Genomic DNA, 16,571 nt, shown 5'->3' on the forward strand with positions numbered 1-16,571 from the left:
GCCGCCCCCCCCCCCCCCCCCCGCCCCCCCGCCCCCCCCCCGCCCCCCCCCCCCCCCCCCCCCCCCCCCCCCCCCACCACCCCCCACCACCCCCCCCCCCCCACCCCCCCCCCCCCCCCCCCCCCCCCCCCTCCGCGGAAGTGCACAGCGGCGCCGCCCCCGCGCGGGGGACGGCGCCGCTGTCGTGTGGACCCTGGCTCAGACCGCGAAGCGGGCCACGGCCTCCTGCAGCTCGCCGCTCATGCGGGCGAGCTCGGCCGCGGCGCGCTGGGCGTCGGCGACCCGGGCACCGGTCTGCTGGGTGCCGGCGGCCAGCCCGCCGATCGCGGTGGCGATGTCCCGCGAGCCGCCCGCGGCCTCGGCCACGTTGCGGTTCATCTCGTTGGTGGTGGCCGTCTGCTCCTCGACCGCCGCGGCGATCGTGGCCTGGAAGTCGTTGATCTCGCCGATGACGGCGCTGATCCGGCTGATCGCCTCGACGGCGCCGGCGGTGTCGGCCTGGATGGCCTCGACCCGGCGGGAGATGTCCTCGGTCGCCCGGGCGGTCTCCTGCGCGAGCTCCTTGACCTCGCTGGCCACGACGGCGAAGCCCTTGCCGGCCTCCCCGGCGCGCGCGGCCTCGATGGTGGCGTTGAGCGCGAGCAGGTTGGTCTGCTCGGCGATGCCGTTGATCAGCTTCACGACCGTGGCGATCTCCTGCGAGGAGTCGCCGAGCTTGCCGACCGTGCGGGTCGTCGTCTCGGCGACGTCCACGGCCTGACCGGCCACCCGGGCGGCCTCGGCGGCGTTGTGCGCGATCTCCCGGATCGCGGTCTCCATCTGCGAGGAGCCGGTGGCGACGGTGTCGACGCTGGCGGCCACCTCGCCGGCGGAGGCGACGACGGCGTCGGTCTGGTCGGAGGCGGCGCGGGAGAACTCGGCGATGCCGCTGGCGGCGGTGTCGAGCTGGGTGGAGGCGCCCTGCAGCCGGCCGGCGGAGTCGCGGACGAGCACGAGCACGCCGCTGAGGGAGTCCAGCGTCCGGTCCAGCGAGCGGGCGACCTCGCCGAGCTCGCCGCCGCCGGTCTCGCCGGCGCGCACCCGCAGGTCGCCGCCGGCGACCTTGCCGAGCACCCCGCGGATCCGCTCGACCGGCCGGGTGACGCTGCGGGCGACGAGGACCGCGAGCACGATCGCGACGACCAGGCCCAGGACCATGATCACGAGGGTCAGGGTGCGGGCGGCGGCGTAGGCGTCGGCGGCGTCGGTGGCGGTCGCCTCGGCGTCGACGCGGGCGGTCTCGGTGGCCGCGGCGAGGGAGTCGGCGATGACGGCCTCGTTGGCGTTGAGGCGGGTGATGATCGCCTGCTGCTCCGCCAGGGGCAGGGTGCTGCCGGTCGGGGTCGCGCCGGCGACGAGCAGCTGCAGGTCGGCGAGGTAGGCCTGCGAGGCGGCGACGAACTCCTCGTAGGACGCGCGGGTCTCCGCCGACATGGGCAGCTCGGCCGCCGCGGCGGTGTCCTCGGTGAGCGTCTGCGCGGTCTCACCGGCCTTCTGCTGCGCCGAGGCACGGCTCTCCGGCGGCAGGGTGACGATGTTGGCCCGCGCGGTGTGGGTCATGAGCTGCCACCAGTCGACCTGCAGCTGCTGCAGGCCGGCCACCGGCAGCGCGCCGTCGGTGTAGACCCGGTCGGCCCGGTCGCTGAGGCTGGCCATCCGGTCGATCCCGAAGACGCCGATGCCGATCGTCGTCAGCGCGACGACGAGGATCGCGCCCAGCAGTCGCGTGCGCAGGCCCCACCCTCCCGTCGTGGGCTCGGCGGGAGGCGTCTGCGGGACGCGGGTCGGGGTGGTGCTCATGTGCTGCCCTCCGTGGCGCGCGATCGGTCGCGTTCCACATCGGCAGCCCGGCCGCGGGCTTGAGCCGGCCCGGAGTGAGGCGGCTCGGAGCGAGTCAGCCCGGAGTGAGGCGGCTCAGAGCGAGGCGAGGAAGGCGGCCACGCCGTCGTCGTCGTTGGTGCCGGTGACGTCGGTGGCGGCGGCGAGCAGGTCCGGGTGGGCGTGCGCCATGGCGACGGCCCGGCCGCCGCCCTCGCGGACCCAGTCGAAGGCTGCGATGTCGTTGGGCATGTCCCCGAACACGACGACGTCGCCCGGGTCGATCCCGTGCCGGGCGGCGACCCGCGCCAGCCCGGTGGCCTTGGTGACCCCGCGGGCGGAGATCTCCGCGAGCGCGTCTGAGGAGGAGTTGGTGACCGTCGCGCGGTCGCCGACGACGTCCTCGACCAGGGCGACGAACTCGTCGCGCCCCATGTCCTCGTGGCGGGCCAGCAGCTTGGCCGCGGGCACGGCGACGATCTCCTCCAGCGGCGCCTCGGCGACGCCGGGCGCGTCGACGTCCCAGCGCGGCCGGTACACCGGCTCGTGCCGGAACTCCAGGCCGTACTCGACGGCGAACCAGGTGCCCGGCTGCACCCGGCGCAGGCCCGCGGTGACGTCGGCGAGCACCGCGGGCGGGAGCGCCTCCTCCTCGAGGATCTCGAAGGTCTCCAGGTCCAGCAGCACCGCGCCGTTGCAGCAGACCGCGGTGCCGCGGCCCAGGACCTGCCGGATGCGGTGCATCCAGCGCGGCGGGCGGCCGGTGGCCAGGACGACCGGGACGCCGTCGGCCCGCCACCGCTCCAGCTCGGCCACCGTCGCCGGGCTCACGGTGTCGTCCGAGCGCAGCAGCGTGCCGTCCATGTCGCTGGCGATCAGCCGCGGGCGCCAGTCAGACACCGGCCAGCACCGCCTCGAGGTAGCGGGCCACGCCGTCGGCGTCGTGCCCGCCGGTGCGGCCGCGGGCGGCCGCGCGGACGGCCGGGTGCGCGTTGGCCACCGCGACCGCGTGCCCGCCGGCGTCGGTGACCGCGCCGATCATCGGCAGGTCGTTGGGCATGTCGCCGAAGACGAGGACGTCGCCGAGGTCCACGCCGTGGTGGTCGAGCGCGACGGCGAGGCCGGTGGCCTTGGTGACGCCCGGCGGCAGCACCTCGATGAAGCCGAGGCCGGCGTGGGTCAGCTCGGCCTCGGCCGGGTCGACGACGCGCCGGGCGCGGGCCAGCAGCTCGTCCTGCCCGAGGGTGGATGAGCGGAGGAACACCTTGAGCACCGCGCCCTCGGGGAGGACCGAGTGCCGGGGCAGCAGGTGCGCGGGCTCGGGGTAGGGCCAGTCGAAGCCGTGCTGCACGCGCAGCGCCGCCCGGGCCTCGGCCTGCTCGGCGGCGTCCTCGACGGCGAGCACGAGGTCCCCCGCCACCTCCTCGATCCGCTCGACGACGGCCTCGGCCTGCGAGCGCGGCAGGCCGACGGTGCGCAGCACCTCGTCGCGCTCGAGGTCGACGACGTAGCCGCCCTGCGCGAGGACGGCGATGCCGCGGCCGCCGAGCGCCGCGCGCACGCTGTCGACCAGCCGCGGCCCGCGGCCGGTGACCCCGACGACGGGGATGCCGGCGGCCCAGCAGGCGTCCAGCGCCGCGCGGGTGCGCGGACTGACCTCGCCGGAGGAGTCGAGCAGGGTGCCGTCGAGGTCGGTGGCCACCAGGCGCGGCCGCCAGGTCCCGAGCTCGTCGAGCACGCCGCCGAGGTCGACGACGTCACCGGCCTCCGGCACCGCCGCCCCGGGGACCGGGAGCGCGGCCGGCGGCTGGCTGCTCACGCGGGCACCGGCGCGGCCAGGGTCATCCCGGGGGTGAGGACCTCGTGCCCGCCCAGCCACGGCCGCAGCGCCGCCGGCACGTGCACCGAGCCGTCCGCGCGCTGGTGCACCTCGAGCAGGCAGGCGATGGTGCGGGCGATGGCGCACAGCGTGCCGTTGAGCGTGGCCGCCGTCTGCGGCTTCCCGTCCTCGTCGCGGTAGCGGATGGCCAGCCGGCGGGCCTGGAAGGTGGTGCAGTCCGAGGTGCTGGTCAGCTCGCGGTAGGTGCCCTGGCTGGGGAACCACGCCTCGATGTCGTACTTGCGGGCGGCGCTGGTACCGAGGTCGCCGGCGGCGATGTCGACCACCCGGTAGGGCAGCTCGAGCGCCTGGAGGAACTCCTCCTCCCAGGCGAGCAGCCGCAGGTGCTCGGCGGCGGCCTCCTCGGGCCGGCAGAAGCTGAACATCTCGACCTTGTCGAACCAGTGCACGCGGATGATCCCGCGGGTGTCCTTGCCGTAGGAGCCGGCCTCGCGGCGGAAGCAGGACGACCAGCCGGCGTAGCGGCGCGGCCCCGCCGACAGGTCGAGCACCTCGTTCGCGTGCATCCCGGCCAGCGCCACCTCGGAGGTGCCCACGAGGTACAGGTCGTCGCGCTCGACCCGGTAGACCTCCTCGTCGTGCTCGCCGAGGAAGCCGGTGCCCTCCATCGCCTCGGGCTTGACCAGGGCCGGCGCGACGACGGGGGTGAACCCGGCGGCCACCGCCCGGGTGACCGCCAGCTGGGCGAGGGCGAACTCCAGCAGCGCGCCGGGGCCGGTGAGGAAGTAGAAGCGGGCGCCGGAGACCTTCGCGCCGCGCTCCATGTCGATCGCGCCGAGCGCCTCGCCGATCTGCAGGTGGTCGCGCACCTCGAAGTCGTAGGAGGGGACCTCGCCCACGGTGCGCAGGGTGACCGCGTCGTCCTCCCCGCCGGGCGGGACGTCGTCGTGGACGACGTTGGCCAGCGCCAGGTGCGCCTCGCGCAGCGCGGCGTCGGCCGCGCGCTGGGCCTCCTCGGCCTCCTTCACCTGCGCGGCCAGCGCCTTCGCCCGCTCCAGGACGGCGGGCCGCTCCTCCTTCGACGCCCCGCGCACCGCCTGGGAGGCCGCCTTCTGCTCCGCGCGCAGGTCGTCGGCGCGCTTGACGGCGGCGCGGCGGGCCTCGTCGGCGGCCAGGAGCGCGTCGACCCGGGACTCGTCGGCGCCGCGGGCGCGCTGGCTGGCACGGACGACGTCGGGGTGCTCGCGCACCAGGCGCAGGTCGATCACGTCCCGATCGTAGGTGGGGCGCGCGGAGCCGCCCCGCGCACGCAGGCCGCGCCCACCCCCGGCGGGGTGGACGCGGCCGGCGCCCACGTCAGGGTGGGCCGCTCGTCGCCCGGGCACGGGACCCGGCCGGCGCCCCCGGGCTCCCGGTCCGGGCCGCGGGCGGCGCGGTCCCGGTACTGGTCGATCTCCTGCGTGAGCACGGCGGGGTCCTCGGGCAGCCGGTCCACCCGGCCGGCCGCCCGTCCCGTCACCCGTCGCACGCCCGGCATGCTCGGTGCCGGCGCGCACTCCGGCGCACGTCCGCATCCGGGCGCACTCCCGCGCGCGAAGACGGTGCACCCGACCGGGAGGAGACCGCCGTGACCGCCACCCCACCGGGCAGCCGCGGGCGCTGGCTGCTGCTGGCGACCGCGCTCGGCCAGGCCGCGAGCCCGCCGTTGGCGGGGTTCGACCAGGGCTCGGGCAGCGACCCGGTGATCGTGCCGCCGGGACCGTTCTTCGCCATCTGGGGTCCGGTGGTGCTCGGCTGCCTCGCCGCCGCCGTGTACGGCTTCCCGCTGCGCCGCGCGACCGCCGACCCGTGGCGGCGGGTGCAGGTCCCGCTGTCGGTGGCGCAGGTGGGGTTCGTCGTCTGGCTGGTCGCCGCGGCCCGGCTGCCGGGGCTGACCGTGCCGGTCTTCGCCGGCATGCTGGCCGCCCTGCTGGTGTGCCTGCGCGTGCTCGTCCGGACGCCGGCCGACCGGGTGACCCGTGTCCTCCTGACCGGCAGCGTCGGCCTCTACGCCGGGTGGGCCAGCGCGGCCGTGTGGGTGAACGCGGCGACCGTCCTCCCGGGCAGGCTGACCGTCGGCACGCTCGTCCCCGCGCTGCTGGTCGTGGGCGCCGCGCTCACCGCCGCGGTCCTGGCCTGGTTCCTCCACGGGCAACCCGCGTTCGTCCTCGCCGCCGCCTGGGCCCTCGTCGGCGCCCTCGTCTCCAGCGCCGGCGCCGGCGCCACCGCGCTCGTGCTGGTGGCCGGCGCCGGGCTGACCGCCGTCGCCCTCTCGGCGGCGCTGGGAGCCCGGCGCACCGCGTGAGGACCGGCACCGCCGGCGTCCGGTACGGGACACTGGGGGCATGCAGTTCCTGAACGGCCAGCGCCCGGCGACCGACCTGACCTACGCCGACGTGTTCATGGTGCCCAACCACAGCACCGTCGGCTCCCGGCTGGAGGTCGACCTGACCACGCCGGACCGGGTGGGCACGACCATCCCCGTCGTCGTCGCGAACATGACCGCGATCAGCGGCCGGCGGATGGCCGAGACCGTCGCCCGCCGCGGCGGCCTCGCGGTGCTGCCGCAGGACATCCCCGTCGACGTCGTCGGCGAGGTCGTCTCCTGGGTGCACGGCCGGCACCCGGTCTACGACACCGCGATCACCCTGTCCCCCGGCTCGACGGTGGGCGAGGCGCTGTCGCTGATGACCAAGCGCGCGCACGGCATCGTCGTGGTGGTCGAGGACGGCGTGCCCGTCGGCGTGGTCACCGACGGCGCCTGCCAGGGCGTGGACCGGTTCAGCCAGCTCTCGCAGGTCATGGCCGCGCAGCCGCTGACCGTCCCGGCCGGCACCGAGCTGCCGAAGGTCTTCGACGTGCTGTCCGAGGAGCGGGTCAGCGCCGCGCCGGTGGTCGAGGGCGAGCGGCTGGTCGGCGTCATCACCCGCAAGGGCGCGCTGCGCTCGACGGTGTACACGCCCGCGGTCAACGCGCAGGGGCAGCTGCTCACCGCGGCCGCCGTCGGGATCAACGGCGACGTCGCGGGCAAGGTCTCCGCGCTGCTGGCCGCCGGGGTCGACGTGCTCGTCGTCGACACCGCGCACGGCCACCAGGAGAAGGCGGTCGAGGCCGTGCGGGCGGCCCGGTCGGTGGCCGGGCCGGTGCCGGTGGTGGCGGGCAACGTGGTCACCGCCGACGGCACCCGCGACCTCATCTCGGCCGGGGCCGACGTCGTCAAGGTCGGCGTGGGGCCGGGCGCCATGTGCACCACGCGGATGATGACCGGCGTCGGCCGGCCGCAGTTCTCCGCCGTCGAGGAGTGCGCCGCCGAGGCCCGCCGGCTGGGGAAGCACGTGTGGGCCGACGGCGGGGTGCGCCACCCCCGCGACGTCGCCCTGGCGCTGGCCGCCGGCGCGGCCAACGTGATGGTCGGCTCGTGGTTCGCCGGCACCTACGAGAGCGCCGGGGACATCCACGACGACGGCAGCGGCCGGCTCTACAAGGAGTCCTTCGGGATGGCCTCGGCGCGCGCGGTCAAGGCCCGGACGGCCCAGGCGAGCGGCTTCGATCGCGCCCGCGCGGCGCTGTTCGAGGAGGGCATCTCGTCGTCGCGGATGTACCTCGACCCGGCCCGTCCCGGCGTGGAGGACCTGGTCGACGGGATCGTCGCCGGGGTGCGCTCGTCGTGCACCTACGCCGGGGCCCGCACCATCGACGAGTTCCACGAGCGGGCGGTGGTGGGGGTGCAGAGCGCGGCCGGGTACGAGGAGGGCCGCCCGCTGCCCACCAGCTGGTGAGGCCGCTCCCCCGGGAGGTCTTCGAGTCGCTGGTCGCCGACGCGCTGGACGCGGTGCCGGCCGACCTCATGGCCCTGCTGGACAACGTCGTCGTGCTGGTCGAGGACCGCAACGAGGACGAGCCGGACCTGCTGGGCCTCTACGAGGGGTACGCGCTGACCGAGCGCGGCTGGCAGTACGGCGGCGCGCTGCCGGACCGGATCATGATCTACCGCGAGGCGATCTGCGACGTCTGCTCGACCGCCGAGGAGGTGGTCGAGGAGGTGACGGTCACCGTCGTCCACGAGATCGCCCACCACTTCGGCATCGACGACGAGCGCCTGCACGAGCTCGGCTGGGGCTGAGCCCGGCGGGCGCGGGTCCGGGTGCCGGTCAGCGGAGGTCCTCGACCAGCCCGATGACGACGCCGGCCGGGCCGCGGACGTCCTCCGCCAGGGCCCCGCCCCACTCGCCCCGGCCGGCACCCTGCCGGGGTCGGCGGGGGCGGGCGCCCGCGTACCGTGATCACCGTGCCATCCGACGTCGCCAAGGGCAGCGGGCTGCCGATCAAGATGCTGCACGACCGGATCCTCGTGGCCCTCCGCAAGGAGGACGGGGAGCGGCGCTCGACCGGCGGCATCCTCATCCCGGCGACCGCCCAGGTGGCCAAGCGGCTGGTCTGGGGCGAGGCGCGCGGTGTCGGCGCGAGCGTGCGCCAGGTGAAGGTCGGCGACCAGGTGCTGTTCTCCCCCGAGGACCAGCACGAGGTCGAGGTCCACGGCGAGGAGCTGATCATCCTGCGCGAGCGCGACGTGCACGCCGTCGCCGCGGAGCGGATCGAGGAGTCCACCGGCCTCTACCTCTGACGCCGTGTGCACACACCGCGGGTCACGACGCCCGCGGACCGCGCCGTGTGCTCAGAGCGTCGGTCAGCGGTGGGCGACGACGACGTCGGTCATCGCGGTCAGCCAGCGGTGGACGACGGCGACGTCGGCGTCGCTGAGGTCCTCCATCGCCGCGAGCAGCTCCCGCTGCAGCCCGCCGAAGTAGGCGGCCCCCGCCGCCATCGTCGGCGGGGTCATCTGCAGGACGACGCGGCGCCGGTCGGCCGGGTCGCGCACGCGCTGCACGTGACCGGCCCGCTCCAGCCGGTCGACCAGCGCGGTCACCGACGCCGAGCTCAGCCCCACCGCGGCGCCCAGGCCGCCCGCGGTCAGCGGCTGCCCGGCCCGGGCGGCGTCCATGATCGCGGTCACCGCCCGGACGTCGGTGCGTCCGAGACCGTGCGTGTCGGCGAAGCGTTGACCGACGGCGTCGAGTTCGACCGTGAGCCGCCGCAGCAGCAGGGTGACCTCCACCCGCTCGCCGTCGTTGCGCGTCATCCGCCCACCCCCTAATCTCTCGAACATCGAGATTATCGGCCCTCGAGAGGATTCCACCATGGCCCGTCGGGTCCGCTGGTTGCTCCCCCTGCTCGTCCTGCTCGCCTGGTTGGGCGCCGCCGGCCCGCTCGGCTCGCTGAGCGGGCAGCTCACCGGCCTGCAGGAGAACGACACCGCCGCCTTCCTCCCCGACAGCGCGGAGTCCACGCGCGTCGCGGAGCTGTCCCAGGCCTTCTCCCCCACCGAGGCGATCCCGGCGGTCCTGCTGTGGGAGGCCGACGGCCCTCTCGACCCGGCCACCCTCGACGCCGTCGGGCAGGCGCTCGCCGAGGCCACCGCGGTCGCCGAGGACGCCGGCGCCCTGGCCGGGCAGCCCTCCCCGCCCATCCCCTCGGAGGACGGCGAGGCGGTGCAGGCGGTGCTGCCGCTGACCCCCGAGCTGGGCGACGAGATCGTGACCGTGGTCGAGGACCTGCGCGCCGCGATCGCCGTCGACGGCACCGACGCCTTCGTCACCGGCCCGGGCGGCATCTTCGCCGACTTCGCCAACGGCTTCGCCGGCATCGACGGGCTGCTGCTGGCCGCGGCCTTCGGCGTCGTGCTGCTCATCCTGCTGGTGGTCTACCGCAGCCCGCTGCTGCCCTTCCTGGTCATCGGCACCGCAGGCCTCGCGCTCACCGCCGGCAACGCGGTCGCCTACCTGCTCGCCGACGCCGGCCTGATCACGGTCAACGGCCAGAGCCAGGGCATCGCGGCGATCCTGGTCGTGGGCGCCGCGACCGACTACGGGCTGCTGCTGGTCGCCCGCTTCCGCGAGGAGCTGCAGCGCGAGGCGTCCCGGTTCACCGCGATCCGCGTGGCGCTGCGCCGCTCGTGGGAGCCGATCGTGGCCTCCGGCGCGACCGTCGTCCTCGGCGTCCTGTGCCTGCTGTTCTCCGACCTCGCGTCCAACCGCGGGCTGGGGCCGATCTCGGCGGTCAGCGTGGCGCTCGCCGTCGTCGCGGCGCTCACCTTCCTGCCGGCCGCGCTCGCGCTGCTCGGCCGGGCGGCCTTCTGGCCGTTCCGCCCGCACGCCGGCGAGCCGCCGCGCGAGGGCCGCGGGTGGCAGCGGGTCGCGGCGCTGGTCGGCCGCCGGCCGCGGCGCGTGCTGGCGCTGAGCACGCTGGCGCTGGTCGCCGCGGCGGTGTTCGCGCCCACCTACGACGCGAGCGGCATCACCTTCAGCGACGCGATCCGCGGCGAGTCCAACGGCGTCGACGGGCAGGAGGCGCTGGCCCGCCACTTCGACGCGGGCTCCGGCAGCCCCACCGTCGTCGTCACGCCGGAGGGGACCTGGCCGGAGGTCGCCGAGGCGGCCGCGGCCACCGAGGGCGTGGCGTCCGTCGCCCCGTTCACCGGCGGCCCGCCCGGCGGCGACCCGGTCGTCGTCGACGGGCTGGTGCGCCTCGACGTCACCCTCGCCGTCCCGGCCGACAGCACCGAGGCCATCGACGTCGTCCAGGACCTGCGCACCACGCTCGACGACGCCGACCCGGCCGCGCTCGTCGGCGGCGACACCGCGAGCAACCTCGACGCCCGGGAGACCGCCGCGCGCGACCTGCGGGTGATCGTGCCGAGCGTGCTCGTGGTGATCACCGTCGTCCTGGCACTGCTGCTGCGCTCGCTGGTGGCGCCGCTGCTGCTGGTGGCCACCGTGGTGCTCAGCGTCGGCGCGACGGTCGGCGTCGCCGCGCTGCTGTTCGACGGCGTCTTCGGCTTCCCCGGCAGCGACCCCGGCATCCTGCTGATCGGGTTCGTGTTCCTCGTCGCCCTGGGGATCGACTACAACATCTTCCTCATGACCCGGGCGCGGGAGGAGTCCGCGCGGCACGGCACCCGCGACGGCGTCCTGCGCGCGCTGGCCGTCACCGGCGGGGTCATCACCAGCGCCGGGATGGTGCTGGCGGCGACGTTCGGGGCGCTGGCGGTGCTGCCGCTGCTGTTCCTCACCCAGCTGGCGTTCCTCGTCGGGTTCGGCGTGCTGCTGGACACCTTCGTGGTCCGCTCGCTGGTCGTGCCCTCGGCGGTGGCGTTGCTCGGTGACCGCACCTGGTGGCCGAGCCGCCTGTCGCGCCGCCCGTCCCCGGAGCCCGAGCGGGAGCTCGAGCCGGCGTGACCGTGCACTTCCGCGGAGATGCACGGTGCATCTCCGCGGAAGTGCCCGCTCAGACCTCGCCGGCGCGCAGGCGGGCGAGCCAGTCGGCCGCGTCGGTGAACGCGGCGTCGGCGGCCTCGGCGGGGACCGGCCGGTTGGTGCGGCCGTCGGCGCGCGGGTAGGAGCCGAGGAACCGCACGTCCTCGCAGACCCGGTGCAGCGCGGCCAGCGCCTCCCCCACCCGCGCCTCGGCGACGTGCCCCTCGCAGTCCAGGGAGAACGAGTAGACCCACAGCCGGTCGCGGGTGGGCCGGGACTCGATGCGGGTGAGGCTGATCCCGCGGACGGCGAACTCGCGCAGGACGTCGAGCAGCGCGCCGGTGCGGTCGGCGACGACGGCGACCAGCGAGGTTTTGTCGTCGCCGGTCGGCTCCGGCAGCGCCCCGGGGCGGGCCACGAGCACGAAGCGGGTGACCGCGCCGGGGAAGTCGGCCACGTCGTCGGCCAGCGGGACCAGCCCGTAGCGCTCGGCGGCGATCGGCGCGCACACCGCGGCGTCGGACTCGCCCTCGGCGACCGCCCGGGCGGCGGCCGCCGTCGAGGAGGCCGGCAGGGTCGGGACGCCGGGCAGCCGCTCGGCCAGCGTGCGCGCGGTCTGGGCCAGCGCGTGGGGGTGGCTGACGACGGCGCGGACGTCGCCGAGCCGGGTGCCGGGGCGGGCGGCGAGGACGAACGCGACGGGGAGGAAGACCTCGCGGGTGATGACCAGCGGGTCGCCGTCGGCCAGGCCGTCCATCGTGGCCGGGACCGAGCCCTCGACCGAGTTCTCCAGCGGCACGAGGGCGGCGTCGGCGTCCCCGGCGCGGACCGCCGCCAGCGCGGCGGCGACGCTGGCCGCGGGCTGCCGCACTCCCTCCCCAGGGGCAACGGCGCTGCTCAGCGCCGCTTCGGCGAAGGTACCCTCGGGCCCGAGATAGGCGAACCGCGTCGGAGGCGTCTGGGGCACCCGACGAGGGTAGTGCGGTCGGGCCGGGGCGCAGTCCGGGTCCGGGGGGAACTGCCTCGCCGCCGGCCCGTGCGGCCGGTCGCCCGGTGTCGAGGAGGAGGGATGCGTGACCCCCGGCCCCGCACCCGTCACCGACGGTGACCTCGATGCTGCACTGCGGCGCCTGCTGACGGCGAGCAGCCGGGACGACGCCGACGCATTCCGGGACGGGCTCGACGACGCCGAGGCCGCGTTCGACGCCGCGAGCGACCCCCGCTGGGCGGCCTGGCGGCACGCGCTGGCCGCCCGCCGCGGCCTGCTCGACGGCGACCGGGACGCCACCGGCGCCGGGGTGGCCGCCGCCCGCGACGCGCTGGGTGCCTGCCCGCCGTCGGCCTCGACGGCCCTGGTCCTGGCCTACCTCGCGCACGTCGAGGCGACCGCCGACCACCCGGACGCCGCGATGCTGCTCGCCGTCGACGCCAGCCTGCTCACCGAGCAGCTGTCCCCGCCCGCCGAGGAGCCCTCCCGCGCGCTGTCCCAGGCGCACCTGTGGCTGTCGCTCACGCTCACCGCGCTGGACCTCGAGGAGCTCGCCGTCGCGCAGGCCGAGCGCGGGCACCGGGTGGCCGCCGCGCTGGCCGACCCCGCCGACCTCTGGCAGCTGCTGCAGCTGTGCGCCCGGCAGAACACCGAGCTGGCCCAGACGCTGCGCCGCCGCGGGAAGGCCGGGCGGGCCCGCGAGCTGGCCGGCGCCGCGCTGGCCTGCGCCGGCGACGCCCGCGCGCTCGACGTCGAGCCCGACCCCGGCGACCTCGACCTGCTCGACGTCGTCCAGGCCTGGGCGCTGGCCTGCCACGACGACCTCGACGACGCCCTCGGCCCGCTGCGCAGCGTGCACCGGCGGGTGCACCGCACCGGCGGCACCTGGCTGCGCGGCTACGCCGACCTGGCCCTGTCCCGGCTGCTGTCCCGGCTGTCGCAGGTGCACACCGGCGGCGGGCACGGCGAGGAGGCCGCCGACCTGCTCGTCGACGCCGCCGGGGCCTTCGCCGCCACCGCCGACCGGCGCCGCTACCGGCAGTGCCTGCTCGAGCTGGGCCAGGCCACCGCCGCGATGGGCCGGCCCGCCGAGGCGCTGTACTGGCTGGACGCCTACCGCGCCGACACCGGCCGGGCGCACGCGCGCAGCCGGGAGCTGTGGGCGGAGATGTTCGTCCGCCGCAGCCGGCTGCGCGAGGTCGAGCGGCAGGCCGCCGTGCTGCGCCGGCACGCGCTGGAGGACCCGCTGACCGGGCTCGGCAACCGGCGCAGCGCCGAGCGCCGGCTGGCCGGGCTGCGGCTGGGCGCCGAGCCGCTGTCGCTGGCCGTCGTCGACGTCGACCGGTTCAAGGAGGTCAACGACGACACCTCCCACTCGCACGGCGACGAGGTGCTGCGCCGGGTGGCGGCGCTGCTGCGCGAACACAGCCGCGTCGGCGACGAGGTCTACCGCTGGGCCGGCGACGAGTTCCTCGTCGTCCTGCCCACGGCCGGCCCCGCCCAGGCCCTCGCCGCCGCCGAGCGGCTGCGCGCCGCGGTCGCCGACGCCGACTGGGCCGACCTCGCGCTCCCCGAGCCGATCACCGTGAGCATCGGCGTGGCGACCGCGCCCGCGGCCGAGGACGACGCCGCGCCGGTCGGCTGGCGCTCGCTGTTCGACACCGCCGACCTGCACCTGTTCTCCGCCAAGCGGGGCGGGCGCAACCGGGTGCGCGCCCCGGGCCTCGTGGAGGGAGGCACGGCCGACGGGAGCACGGCCGACGGGGACGCGGCCGAGGGGACGCCGTCGTGAGCGCCGGGCGCGCCTGGGACGCCAGTGACGCGACGGGCGACGGGACCGGTGCCACACGGCGCGCCCGGCCCGCGCTCCCCGCGGAACCGCGCGACGGCGTGCACAGTGCGGTGGTGCCACCGGGAGCCCTGCACCACCGGGTGACCGCCGCCCTCGCCAACTGGCAGCTCGACGACGCCGAGCGGCTGCTGTCGGTCGTCGACCCGTCGACGCCCTACGGGGCCGGGCCGTCCGGCGCCGCCACCGGGCGCGACGGCGAGACCTCCCTCGGCCGCGCCTGGGCCGACACCCTCCGCGCCGAGCTGCTGGTCCGCCGGCTGCGCGTCGCCGGCTTCACCCTGGTCGGCGAGCCGCTGGACGCGCCGGAGGCGACCGAGTCGCTGGACCTGCACGCCGGCGTCGCGGGCCTGCTCGAGCGCGGCGACGACCGCGCCGACCGGCCCGCCGGCGACGGCGACCCGCGCTCGGAGTCGGCCGCGCACGCCGCCGAGGCCATCGCCCTCGTGCGCTCGGCCAAGGCCGCCTTCGACGCCACCGACGACGCCGTGCAGCGCGCCGCGGGCCTGGCCCGGCACGCCCGCATCGAGCTGCTGTCGCGGCGGATCGACGCGGCGATGGACGAGGCGGTCGAGGCGGCCAGCCTGCTCGACCCCGCGCTCCCGCCCGACGCGCTGCTCGTCGACACCCTCGGCACGCTGGCCGGCGTCCTCGCCGACCTGGAGCTCATGCCGCTGGCCCTGGACTACCAGCGCCGCTCCCTGGAGGCGGCCGGCGCGGCCGCCGGGCAGGGCACGCTCGGCCCCGACGACGGCGACCCCGACGTGCTGGTGGCCCGGGCGGCCACCTGCCTGGGCGAGCTGTGCGCGGAGCTGGGCGAGGCGCTGCTCGACGACGGCGAGCCCGAGGCCGCCCGGACCCACTTCGCCGAGGCCCGCGGGCTGGCCGAGCAGGCGCTGGCCCAGCTCCCGCCGGACGCCGACGGCGTCGTCGCCGCGCAGGTGGTGCACGGGTGGGCGCTGGTCGGGCTGGGCGAGTCCGCCGCCGCGGCCGGCCCGCTGCGCGCCGCCGTCCGCACCACCAGCGCCGCCGGCGACCGGGCGCTGCTGGCCTCGGCGCTGCTGGGGCTCGGCCGGGCGCTGCGCCGGCAGGGCGACGGCCGGAGCGCCGACGAGCAGCTGGCGCGGGCGCTGGCGCTGGCCACCGAGCACGGCCTGCCCCGGCTGCGGCGGGCGGCGCTGCGCGAGCTGTGCACGCTGCACGCCGAGCTCGACGACGCCGGCCGCGCGCTGCCCTACCTGCAGGCCTACCTCGCCGACGAGCTGGACCGGGTCGACGAGCGGCGCACCCGCTGGGTCGAGCTGTTCGGCCGGCGCAAGAGCCTGCTGGAGAACGAGCGCGCCGCCGGGCAGCTGCGCCGCCAGGCCTACGAGGACCCGCTCACCCACCTGCCCAACCGGCGCTACGCCGAGGCGCGGCTGGACGGGCTGCTCAGCGCGGGCACCACGCCGGCGCTGGCCGTCGTCGACGTCGACCGGTTCAAGGCCATCAACGACGCCGTCGGCCACCCCGGCGGCGACGCGGTGCTGCGCGCGGTCGCCGACCTGCTGCTGGCCGGGTGCCGGGACACCGACGAGGTGTGCCGCTGGGCCGGTGACGAGTTCGTCGTGCTGCTGCCCGACACCACCGCCGAGCAGGCCGAGCGGGCGCTGGAGCGGATCCGCCGCGCCGTCGCCGCGCACGACTGGACCGCGCTCGGCCTGCCGGTGCCGGTGACGATCAGCGTCGGCATCGCCTCGGCCACCCGCGGCGACGACCGCCGCACGCTGTTCGCCGCCGCCGACGGCGTCCTCTACGACGCCAAGCGCAGCGGCCGCGACCGCGTCGTCCGGCTGTCGGCGGTCACCCAGACCCGCGCCCCGGACACGCCCGCGGAGCCCCCGCCGGCGCCGGCCCGTCCGGCCGCGCGCGCATCGGTGCAGGTCGGTCCGGTGCAGTCCTCGCCGCTGGACCCGGTCGGCGGCTTCGCCGCGCTGCTGGCCGACCCGCCGCTGTCGCTCGGCAGCGCCGGCCGGCCCGCGCTCGCCCCGGCACCTGCGGCCGCCCCGGCCCGCCCGGCGCCGGCCGAGCCCGACGTCGTCTGGGGGGTCGGGCGGTCCACCGAGCAGGTGCTGGCCCTGGTCCGGGAGACCCGCGCACAGCACCCGGACCGGCCGGCGCTGGTCGTCCGGGCCACCGCCGACACGCTGGTCGCGCTGGCCGCCGCGTACGACGGCTCGACCACGGTCGACGCCGCGGCGATGTCGGCCGCCGTCGGGCCGATCCCCGAGCCGCTGGGCCGGGTCGGCGTCCTGTGCGCGAGCACCGCCGACGCGTCGGTGGCCGCCGAGGCCGCGTTCGTCGCGCGGGTGACCGGCACCGAGGTCGTGCGGGTCGACGACGTCGGCGGCAGCCGGCTGCGGCCGCTGCTCACCGACCGCACCCTGCTCGACGACGTCGACTGCCTGGTCGTGGTCGCGGGCCTGGACGCCTCGCTGGCCGGCACGGTGGGCGCGATGACCGACGTGCCGATCGTCGCGGTGCCCACCTCGACCGGGCAGCCGGGCTCGTTCGGCGGGTTCGGCGCGCTGCTCACGATGCTGAACTCGGCCTCGCCCGGCGTCGTCGTCAGCAACATCGACAACGGCCACGCCGCCGGCGTCTTCGCCGCCCGCATCGCGAGGCGCACCGCGAGGTAGGAGGTCC

At 77.0% G+C, this 16,571-nt stretch carries 14 protein-coding genes; 7 read left to right on the forward strand and 7 right to left on the reverse strand.

What is annotated here, in order from left to right:
* Positions 1–198 precede the first annotated feature (198 nt).
* From ACI8AR_RS22230 to ACI8AR_RS22250, 5 genes are all read right to left on the reverse strand, one after another.
* Positions 199–1,839, reverse strand: a complete 1,641-nt coding sequence (locus tag ACI8AR_RS22230; protein WP_457052927.1) for a methyl-accepting chemotaxis protein — start codon at positions 1,837–1,839, stop codon at positions 199–201.
* 114 nt (positions 1,840–1,953) lie between these two features.
* Positions 1,954–2,757, reverse strand: coding sequence for a Cof-type HAD-IIB family hydrolase (locus ACI8AR_RS22235; RefSeq protein WP_457052928.1), 804 nt, complete (start codon positions 2,755–2,757; stop codon positions 1,954–1,956).
* Complete coding sequence (locus ACI8AR_RS22240; protein ID WP_456939085.1) at positions 2,750–3,676, reverse strand: HAD family hydrolase; 927 nt, start codon at positions 3,674–3,676, stop codon at positions 2,750–2,752. Before ACI8AR_RS22240 ends, ACI8AR_RS22235 begins: the two co-directional genes overlap by 8 nt.
* Entirely contained in the window at positions 3,673–4,965 is a 1,293-nt protein-coding gene (gene serS / locus ACI8AR_RS22245; protein WP_456939086.1) for a serine--tRNA ligase, read from the reverse strand. The genes ACI8AR_RS22240 and serS overlap by 4 nt, the downstream gene beginning before the upstream one ends.
* Positions 4,962–5,225, reverse strand: coding sequence for a hypothetical protein (locus ACI8AR_RS22250; RefSeq protein WP_457052929.1), 264 nt, complete (start codon positions 5,223–5,225; stop codon positions 4,962–4,964). The genes serS and ACI8AR_RS22250 overlap by 4 nt, the downstream gene beginning before the upstream one ends.
* 99 nt (positions 5,226–5,324) lie before the next feature.
* Here ACI8AR_RS22250 and ACI8AR_RS22255 point away from each other — a divergent pair, with 99 nt between their 5' ends.
* The 4 genes from ACI8AR_RS22255 to ACI8AR_RS22270 all read left to right on the forward strand — a co-directional run bounded on the left by ACI8AR_RS22255 (position 5,325) and on the right by ACI8AR_RS22270 (position 8,360).
* Complete coding sequence (locus tag ACI8AR_RS22255; protein WP_457052930.1) at positions 5,325–6,041, forward strand: hypothetical protein; 717 nt, start codon at positions 5,325–5,327, stop codon at positions 6,039–6,041.
* 40 nt (positions 6,042–6,081) lie between these two features.
* On the forward strand, positions 6,082–7,515 hold the full coding sequence (locus tag ACI8AR_RS22260; RefSeq protein ID WP_457052931.1) for a GuaB1 family IMP dehydrogenase-related protein: 1,434 nt from the start codon (positions 6,082–6,084) through the stop codon (positions 7,513–7,515).
* The gene (locus tag ACI8AR_RS22265; RefSeq protein ID WP_387990556.1) at positions 7,512–7,859 is read left to right on the forward strand and encodes a metallopeptidase family protein; all 348 of its coding nucleotides are present in this window, start codon (positions 7,512–7,514) and stop codon (positions 7,857–7,859) included. The genes ACI8AR_RS22260 and ACI8AR_RS22265 overlap by 4 nt, the downstream gene beginning before the upstream one ends.
* Positions 7,860–8,024: 165 nt before the next feature.
* On the forward strand, positions 8,025–8,360 hold the full coding sequence (locus tag ACI8AR_RS22270) for a GroES family chaperonin (RefSeq protein WP_456939091.1): 336 nt from the start codon (positions 8,025–8,027) through the stop codon (positions 8,358–8,360).
* Between the two features lie 63 nt (positions 8,361–8,423).
* On the opposite strand, the gene ACI8AR_RS22275 is transcribed toward ACI8AR_RS22270, so the two are convergent.
* Positions 8,424–8,876, reverse strand: coding sequence for a MarR family winged helix-turn-helix transcriptional regulator (locus ACI8AR_RS22275; RefSeq protein ID WP_457052932.1), 453 nt, complete (start codon positions 8,874–8,876; stop codon positions 8,424–8,426).
* Positions 8,877–8,934: 58 nt separating this feature from the next.
* Here ACI8AR_RS22275 and ACI8AR_RS22280 point away from each other — a divergent pair, with 58 nt between their 5' ends.
* Positions 8,935–11,031, forward strand: a complete 2,097-nt coding sequence (locus tag ACI8AR_RS22280) for an MMPL family transporter (protein ID WP_457052933.1) — start codon at positions 8,935–8,937, stop codon at positions 11,029–11,031.
* 49 nt (positions 11,032–11,080) lie between these two features.
* Here the strand turns inward: ACI8AR_RS22280 and pheA are convergent, their stop codons facing one another.
* Positions 11,081–12,016, reverse strand: a complete 936-nt coding sequence (gene pheA, locus ACI8AR_RS22285; protein ID WP_457052934.1) for a prephenate dehydratase — start codon at positions 12,014–12,016, stop codon at positions 11,081–11,083.
* 106 nt (positions 12,017–12,122) lie between these two features.
* Here pheA and ACI8AR_RS22290 point away from each other — a divergent pair, with 106 nt between their 5' ends.
* Positions 12,123–13,829 carry a diguanylate cyclase gene (locus ACI8AR_RS22290; RefSeq protein WP_457052935.1) on the forward strand — a complete coding sequence of 569 codons (1,707 nt, stop codon included), beginning with the start codon at positions 12,123–12,125 and terminating at the stop codon, positions 13,827–13,829.
* Between the two features lie 113 nt (positions 13,830–13,942).
* A complete protein-coding gene (locus ACI8AR_RS22295) occupies positions 13,943–16,564 on the forward strand; it encodes a diguanylate cyclase domain-containing protein (RefSeq protein ID WP_457052936.1) in 2,622 nt (873 codons plus the stop codon).
* Positions 16,565–16,571 lie beyond the last annotated feature (7 nt).

The organism is Geodermatophilus sp. SYSU D01036 (assembly GCF_054050435.1).

Coding starts and splice junctions, on each gene's coding strand:
- ACI8AR_RS22275 (WP_457052932.1), bottom strand. CDS start 8,876: ATGACGCGCAACGACGGCGAGCGGGTGGAGGTCACCCTGCTGCTGCGG.
- ACI8AR_RS22230 (WP_457052927.1), bottom strand. CDS start 1,839: ATGAGCACCACCCCGACCCGCGTCCCGCAGACGCCTCCCGCCGAGCCC.
- ACI8AR_RS22260 (WP_457052931.1), top strand. CDS start 6,082: ATGCAGTTCCTGAACGGCCAGCGCCCGGCGACCGACCTGACCTACGCC.
- ACI8AR_RS22280 (WP_457052933.1), top strand. CDS start 8,935: ATGGCCCGTCGGGTCCGCTGGTTGCTCCCCCTGCTCGTCCTGCTCGCC.